This window comes from Bacillus crepusculi, assembly GCF_014764715.1.
In the GTDB taxonomy this organism is placed as follows: Bacteria; Bacillota; Bacilli; order Bacillales; family Bacillaceae; genus Bacillus.
On record NZ_JACXXE010000007.1, the window covers coordinates 198,081 to 205,592 of the forward strand.

The following is a 7,512-nucleotide window of genomic DNA, read 5'->3' on the forward strand; positions in this document are numbered from 1 at the left end:
TTTAGCACTTTTTTTATATGGAAGGAGAAAGAGAGAATGAAATCCCGTACTCATACAATTCTTCACATGAAAGAAAGCAGGGAGCGATCTCTTTCTGTGAAACAAACGGTCTCCTGGGAAACGTCTTCCCCTGTGATTCTGACAACGGACGGGGCTGTGAGGCTTGTAATAGAAGGAATGGAATACGAGTTACATGCAAAAGACAGTATACTTATCCGATCCAATATTGCAGTGATCCTTCAGTCTTTATCCAGCGCTCCGGTGGTGATCTATACTGTCACATTTGAACAATTCTCCTTGGCAAGTAATGCGCAAAATGAATTGATCTATAAGGTCAATCATGATGATCTCCCTGATAATGGAGAGCTCGTCAAAGGCTCTGGCTTACTTTTTTCCTTTATAAAACAGATAAAGGCAAGTCAAAGTGTACAAGATCAGGCAAAATGGCTGGAAGAGATGATGGAGATTTTTCACAACCAATCTCAGCCATTCACTGAAAAAGTACATTATTCAATCGAAATGATTTTGAAATATTTAGATGAGCATTATGATCAAAAACTGACGAGAAAGGAACTAGCTCATAAGATGGGCTTTCATGAAAGTTATTTTTCGACCTTTTTCAAACAAAGTATGGGTATGAGCGTGACAGACTATCTTGCGCAAATTCGAATAGATGAAGCAAAAAAACGTCTTCTGCAAACAGATGATCAAATTCAAATCATTGCACGGCAAGTAGGATATGCAGACAGTTTGTATTTCAGCAGGAAGTTTCGGCAGAAGACAGGGAGAACCCCTAGCGAGTTCCGAATGAACCGAAGACCGGAGCGTATTGCAGCTTTTCAATTTACCGGTTCATTGGTCGCATTAGGCATTCAGCCTATTTGCATTGACCAAGAAACCTTGCTCCATTCAGATGTGCTCAAAGAACAGCTATCCGGTTCGCTCGTCATAGATGAACACACGCCTGATGACGTATTCAAATCACTTCAATTAGATTTAATCATCATACCTAACTATTTTTATTCAAAGCCTTCATTGATCAAGCGTTTGGAGCGTATTGCACCTGTGCTTGTCTTGCGATATGGCGGTGATCATGCTGTAAAAGAAGTATTATCCCTTGGTCGCCTTTTAGGAAGAGAGAAAGAAGCAAACGATTGGGTGAAACGTTTCAAGCACCATACTCAAAAGGCAAGACATGACCTGATTTCATTTAGAGAAAAAGGAGAGACAGCTGCGATCTATGAAATGAGAGGACATGACAAAGTGTATATGTGGTCCTATCAGGCGAGAGGTGCCTTTTATCTTTACGAAACGCTGGGCTTAAAGCCTCCGAAAGCCATTCTAGAAGAAGTTCTTCTTCCAGATCAACATGTGGTCATTCCTTTAGAGAAATTGAGAGAATACGAGGCAGATCACATGTTTTTTATTGTCGCTGTCCATCATGGATGGTATGAGCAAATGGAGAAGCGGGTGGAGGAAAGTGATGTTCTCCGTCAATTGTCGGCGGTGAAAAACGGAACCTTTTATCCACTGAAGCTAGAGGAGTTTCGATTCGATGAAGGAGAGCGAGCTCTTCATTTGATTGATCGATTCGTCTCCCGATTGACACAGACAGCCCATCCAACAATTGTCCATATGTAAGTTGCGAGAATCCTCCATAGACCACTTCGTATGAGGTTGATAGAATACATGAGACTAGTAATTGATAACTATTCTCATTTGAGGTGGAGAAATAAAGGAGGAATATTCATATGAAAAAAACATATTGGCTGTGTGCTGTCATTCTGATGTTGGTATTGTCGGCCTGTGGCAATAAAGAGCAAGCCAAAACGGCAGAAACAAAAAAGCAAACGAAAACGGTTGAGACAGTGAAAGGAAAGGTAGTCATTCCAGCCAACCCAAAACGAATCCTCATAGATGGGTATCTAGGCAGTGCAATTGCACTGGATGTTCACCCTGTAGGTGCGACGACACAGGATTTAAAGAATGTACATTTGAAGGATAAGATCAAAGGAATAGAGGATATCAGTGACGAACGTTCAGCTGAAAAGGCACTTAGCTTAAAGCCTGATCTGATTATCACAGCCGTACAGGATGAAAAAGTCTATGATGTTTATAAAAAAATAGCCCCAACCATCGTCTATCCTTACGGTTCTTTCAAAGACGCACATGAAGAAATCACGACACTGGCCAAGGTTTTAAACAAGGAAGAGGAAGGAAAAACGTTCCTTGCTTCCTTTGATCAACGAATCGAGGCAGCTCGGAAAAAAGTGAAGAATGTTTTAAAAGAGAATGAAACGGTTTCCATCATGGGGGCATTTAAAAACGATGTGTATGTGTATGGGAACGGAATTTACCGAGGTGGACAGGCGCTATATCATCAATTAAAGTTAAACCCGCCAAAGCAGGTCGAAGATACGATTTTAAACAGTAAGACAGGCTATGAATTGATTTCCTATGAAACCCTTCCTACATATGCAGGAGATCATATCTTCATTGATGAGTCCAATGGCGGGACATTTGATAAAAATAACTCCATCTGGAAGAGCCTAAAAGCTGTCAAGAAAAAGCAGACCTATCAAATGGACGCAGAATTGTTTTGGCCTTATGATCCAATTGCAGTCGTGAATCAAGCTGAAACATTTGCTGACATATTGACAGGCACATCTGATCAGTAGGAGGTCTGCCAATTGTTAAAGCGCTTCTTTTTATACTACAAACCATATATGGGATTGTTTATATTAGATTTTTCCTGTGCGGTACTTGCGGCCTTACTCGAACTATCCTTTCCCCTTGCCATTAGTAAAGTGATGGATGATTTTTTGCCAAATGGTGATTGGGAAGCGATTTGGTTCTGGGGGAGTTTACTACTCATTTTATATGTCATCAGCTCCACCATGCATTACGTTGTGACCTATTTCGGTCATAAATTAGGGATCAATATTGAAACCGATATGAGGAATCAACTATTTTCTCATGTTCAGCGGATGTCTTTCCGCTTCTTTGACCAAAAGAAAACAGGAAAGCTCGTATCCCGTATGACAAATGATTTAATGGATATTGGAGAGATGGCTCATCATGGCCCAGAGGATTTATTTATTGCGGTGATGACATTAACTGGCGCCTTTGGCCTGATGTTGTCAATTAACTGGCAGCTTGCCGTTCTCACATTTATTGTCGTCCCATTTCTTATAGGATTATCCGTCTACTTTACGAAAAAAATGTCCGCTGCTTTTGATAAAATGTTCTCAAGCATAGGACAGTTCCATTCACGCGTGGAAAACAATATTAGTGGCATTCGCGTTGTGAAAGCGTTCGGTAATGAGTCACATGAAATGGATCGTTTTATCGAGCATAACGAGCAGTTTAGAAAAACAAAACTGACAACGTATCAAATGATGGCACTGCATACAGCTGTGAGTCATTTTCTGATTAAAAGTGTCACGATATTTGGGCTTGTGTGCGGTGCATGGTTTGTGCTTCAGCAAAATATGACGTATGGGGAATTTGTTTCATTTGTGCTATTAACAGGCATTTTCTTAGGACCTATTCAACAAATCAATGCAGTCATTGAAATGTATCCAAAAGGTGCAGCCGGATTTAAACGATTCGCATCACTAATCGACCAAACACCAGATGAACAGGATGCTGAGGATGCAATCGAAGTCAATCATTTGAAAGGAAACATTGTTTTTCAACAAGTGTCTTTTCAATATGAAGCAGACAAACCGGTTCTTCATCATATCAATCTGAAGGTTAAACAAGGAGAGAAAATCGCCATCGTTGGCCCTTCCGGCGCTGGGAAATCGACACTTTGTAGCCTGCTGCCACGGTTTTATGAGTGGCAGGAGGGAACCATTACGATTGATGGGATAGAGACAAGAAAGATGACACTAGCATCGCTGCGCACGCAAATTGGTGTCGTGCAGCAGGATATCTATTTGTTTCATGGGACGATACGTGAAAATATCCTATACGGAAAACTAGATGCATCTGATGAGGAAGTATGGCAGGCAGTGGAGAAGGCCCAGCTGACGGATCTTGTGAATAGTTTGCCCAAAGGTCTTGATACGATGATTGGTGAGCGTGGGATGATGCTATCTGGTGGACAAAAACAGCGTATCTCCATTGCGCGTATTTTCCTTAAAAATCCGCCAATTTTCATTTTAGATGAGGCGACATCTTCGCTTGATACAGAGACAGAGTCATATATCCAAGCATCACTAGAAGAGCTGGCAGAAGGACGAACGACATTTATCATTGCGCATCGTCTAGCTACTATACAGCATGCTGACCGCATTATTGTCCTAACAAAAGAGGGCATAAAAGAGCAGGGAAGACATGAAGAATTACTCAAAACGGGCGGTCTGTACCGTCGTTTATATGAAACACAATTTAGAATGTAAGATAGAGAGAAGCCGGCATATTGCCGGCTTTCGGCGTGTCATTCGAAAAAGGGCTAAAATGGAGGTCATTTTAACCCTTTTTGATCTATAGACATTCCGGCATTAACTGCGGGGCGCAAATAACATCACACTGACTCCTGCTAAACAAATCAAAGCACCCATCCAGTCATATAAATCAGGTGCTTTTCGATCGACCCACCAGCCCCACAGCACAGCAAGAATCACAAAAACACCGCCATAGGCAGCATAAACCCGTCCAAAGGTTGGGAACTGCTGGAAGGTAGGGATGACGCCATAGGCGACCAAGATAAGGCTTCCGGCAATCCCATAACTGACAGGTTTTGCTTCACGCAGCCAAAGCCAGACAAGATGGCCCCCGCCAATTTCAGCTAAACCAGCCAATAAAAAAAGGACAATCGTTACAATCATTTACGGACACTCCAGTTCTCCTATTTACGTTCTATTATGACACGATGAAAGAATGCGTTCCACCCGGTTCGAATTGAGAGACTGTCGAGAGTTTGCTAAAATCGACTGAACAGTGAATGGTTACACATGGATACTTGACTTTTTTTACATAAGTGATCCAAATGATTTTCAGGGCATCCTTTTTTCATAGGCAGAGGGAACTTTTTGACAGATGAGACGTAGTACATATGGAGGTGAACTAGATGAAAACATACATAGAAAAAGAACTATTTCTTTTATCCATCAGACACGCATGTATTGCATGTTATTTTTTATTGTTTCCATTCGTTGCACAAGTCCTTTATACCCCATCTCCTTTATTGATCGCGCTCATCGCTCTTTTTATGACTCATAACTTAGTAGAATGTATCATTTGGTTTTACAAATCAAGAAACATCAAGAAGCGCCAGTCAGGCAAACTTTCCAAACGAGGGCACCTCTTTGTTCAGCTTGTGCAAAGGCTAGAACAACTGATCATGATTGGTTTTGTTGTTTTCTTTATCAATGAATGGGTGCAGGGAGCGGCTGATATGCTGACTTCTTCACTAGCTATTTTTCTATTGATGGTCTTTTTACTGCAGCACATTCAGTTTTACTACGTCCAGCTATTTTTTAAGTCAAAGAGCTGGTTCACTTATGTTCCTTCCTTGCAAAAGGCTCGCCTTTCTTACATTGCGAGGGAAAGAAAGGCTTTGAAGAGGTCATAAATGTGCTATCGCTCCATTAATCAACCTAAAAACATCAGAAAATTATGATAAAATGTGGAAAAGAAGCATAGAAAGGGAGTGCGGGCGAGTGAAAGCCGTTGGACTATTTGAATACTTACCGATTGAGCATGAGCAAAGCTTGATTGAACAGGAGGTAGCAAAGCCTCAAGCAGCTGGTAGGGATATACTGGTGAAGGTAGAGGCGGTGTCGGTGAATCCAGTGGATACAAAGGTGAGGTCACCGAAGGATCAGAAGGAAGAAGAACTGAAAATTCTTGGCTACGATGCAAGCGGCACGGTTGTTGAAACCGGCGAAGCATGTACGTTGTTTCAGCCTGGTGACCATGTGTACTACGCAGGAGATATGACGCGTCAAGGCTCAAATAGCGAATATCAGCTTGTGGATGAGCGAATTGTGGCGAAAAAGCCTGCCAATCTCTCTTTTGCGGAAGCAGCAGCGATGCCTCTTACAACCATTACGGCATATGAGGCTTTATTTGACCGAATGCATATGAAGCGGAATGCAGAAGGGTCAACACTGCTGATCATCGGTGGTGCAGGCGGGGTAGGCTCAATTGCCATTCAACTAGCCAAATTAGCGAATGCCACTGTGATCGCCACCGCCTCAAGGCCTGAAACAAAAGAGTGGTGTCTGTCATTAGGGGCCGATGATATGATTGATCATCATCAACCGCTTCTTGCGCAGCTCGTGGAAAAAGGGATTGGAGAAGTGGATTTCATTTTATGCTTAAATGATACAGACGGGCATTTTAAAGGCATGGCAGAAGCGATTAAACCCCAAGGTACGATCTGTACCATTGTCGAGAACCGGCACAACCTAGACATTCAATTGCTCAAAAATAAAAGTGCTGCATTTGTATGGGAGTTCATGTTTACTCGTTCTATGTACAAAACAGCGGACATGATCAAGCAGCACGAGCTTTTAACAGAGGCAAGTGCGTTATTTGAACAGGGAAAATTAACGCATACCTTAACAAAGGTGCTCAGCCCGATTAATGCTGCTAACTTAAAGAAGGCACATCAAACGCTTGAGCAAGGCAAGATGATTGGAAAATTTGTGCTAGAAGGCTTTTAGGGAGGGGCAGCATATGACATCATTACAATATCCGATTGGCTTATATGAACCAGCTGAAACACAAACGAAAGAGCAGCGTGAGGCATGGATTGATCAATTGGCTGTGATCCCTCAACGGTATGAAGAGGCGACTTCACAATTGACAGATGCTCAGCTGGATACACCGTATCGAGCGGGAGGATGGACCGTTCGTCAGCTCATTCACCATGTAGCAGACAGCCATCTAAATGCTTATTTACGATTCAAACTTGCTCTTACAGAAGATACACCGCACATACGTCCATATGATCAGGAGGGATTTGCCGCACTTCCAGATAGCAAGGCGCCCATCAGTCTATCACTATCCTTGATCACTAGTTTGCATCACAGGTGGGTCACCTTACTTCGCGAGATGACAGAGGAAGACTTTAGCGCTTCTTATTATCATCCAGCCGATCAACAAACGGTGTCCTTATACGATGCAACAGGAATGTACGTCTGGCATTCACAGCACCATCTTGCCCATATCACGGAATTAATCAAAAGAAATCAGTGGAATTAAAGGAGTCATCACATGTCAGGTAGAAGAATTGTCGGCGCCATGTTTATCTGTATGGCGGCATTGTTTTATGTAGCGAAATACGTTCTTTTCGAAATACGCTATAGTAATAGCTTAGGCTCAGAAAGAACGATTGAGGAACTTGAACAGCTGATTCCTGGCGGAACATGGATCAGTATCATTTTTCTCATCATCGGTTTAGGTTATCTCTTATGGGATGACAGGGAAGTCATTCGTCAATATCTTTTCACCCCAGATAAACAAGTAAAAGAAGACATAAAAAAGACGGACCACAAG

General features: G+C 42.2%; 8 protein-coding genes. 7 read left to right on the forward strand and 1 reads right to left on the reverse strand.

Translation table 11 applies throughout. The annotated features are described in order from the left end of the window. Nucleotides 1-36: 36 nt before the first annotated feature. The 3 genes from IEE86_RS13870 to IEE86_RS13880 all read left to right on the forward strand — a co-directional run bounded on the left by IEE86_RS13870 (nt 37) and on the right by IEE86_RS13880 (nt 4,406). Nucleotides 37-1,641: an AraC family transcriptional regulator gene (locus IEE86_RS13870; RefSeq protein WP_191097744.1), complete on the forward strand. Its 1,605-nt coding sequence runs from the start codon at nt 37-39 to the stop codon at nt 1,639-1,641. A gap of 110 nt (nt 1,642-1,751) precedes the next feature. After that, nucleotides 1,752-2,678, forward strand: a complete 927-nt coding sequence (locus IEE86_RS13875) for an ABC transporter substrate-binding protein (RefSeq protein ID WP_191097745.1) — start codon at nt 1,752-1,754, stop codon at nt 2,676-2,678. A gap of 12 nt (nt 2,679-2,690) precedes the next feature. After that, nucleotides 2,691-4,406: an ABC transporter ATP-binding protein gene (locus IEE86_RS13880; protein WP_191097746.1), complete on the forward strand. Its 1,716-nt coding sequence runs from the start codon at nt 2,691-2,693 to the stop codon at nt 4,404-4,406. Between the two features lie 102 nt (nt 4,407-4,508). Here IEE86_RS13880 and IEE86_RS13885 read toward each other — a convergent pair whose 3' ends face one another. Continuing rightward, nucleotides 4,509-4,835 (reverse strand): YnfA family protein, encoded by a 327-nt coding sequence (locus IEE86_RS13885; protein ID WP_191097747.1) that lies wholly within the window; start codon nt 4,833-4,835, stop codon nt 4,509-4,511. A gap of 242 nt (nt 4,836-5,077) precedes the next feature. Between IEE86_RS13885 and IEE86_RS13890 the strand changes: the two genes are divergently transcribed. From IEE86_RS13890 to IEE86_RS13905, 4 genes are all read left to right on the forward strand, one after another. Continuing rightward, nucleotides 5,078-5,581 (forward strand): hypothetical protein, encoded by a 504-nt coding sequence (locus tag IEE86_RS13890; RefSeq protein ID WP_191097748.1) that lies wholly within the window; start codon nt 5,078-5,080, stop codon nt 5,579-5,581. An 88-nt stretch (nt 5,582-5,669) separates the two neighbouring features. Next, nucleotides 5,670-6,677 carry a zinc-binding alcohol dehydrogenase family protein gene (locus IEE86_RS13895; RefSeq protein WP_191097749.1) on the forward strand — a complete coding sequence of 336 codons (1,008 nt, stop codon included), beginning with the start codon at nt 5,670-5,672 and terminating at the stop codon, nt 6,675-6,677. A gap of 13 nt (nt 6,678-6,690) precedes the next feature. Then, nucleotides 6,691-7,218 (forward strand): YfiT family bacillithiol transferase, encoded by a 528-nt coding sequence (locus IEE86_RS13900; RefSeq protein WP_191097750.1) that lies wholly within the window; start codon nt 6,691-6,693, stop codon nt 7,216-7,218. Nucleotides 7,219-7,230: 12 nt separating this feature from the next. Further along, the coding region (locus IEE86_RS13905) for a hypothetical protein (RefSeq protein WP_191097751.1) at nt 7,231-7,512 on the forward strand (282 nt) is incomplete at its 3' end.

Coding starts and splice junctions, on each gene's coding strand:
- IEE86_RS13900 (WP_191097750.1), top strand. CDS start 6,691: ATGACATCATTACAATATCCGATTGGCTTATATGAACCAGCTGAAACA.
- IEE86_RS13875 (WP_191097745.1), top strand. CDS start 1,752: ATGAAAAAAACATATTGGCTGTGTGCTGTCATTCTGATGTTGGTATTG.
- IEE86_RS13885 (WP_191097747.1), bottom strand. CDS start 4,835: ATGATTGTAACGATTGTCCTTTTTTTATTGGCTGGTTTAGCTGAAATT.
- IEE86_RS13870 (WP_191097744.1), top strand. CDS start 37: ATGAAATCCCGTACTCATACAATTCTTCACATGAAAGAAAGCAGGGAG.
- IEE86_RS13890 (WP_191097748.1), top strand. CDS start 5,078: ATGAAAACATACATAGAAAAAGAACTATTTCTTTTATCCATCAGACAC.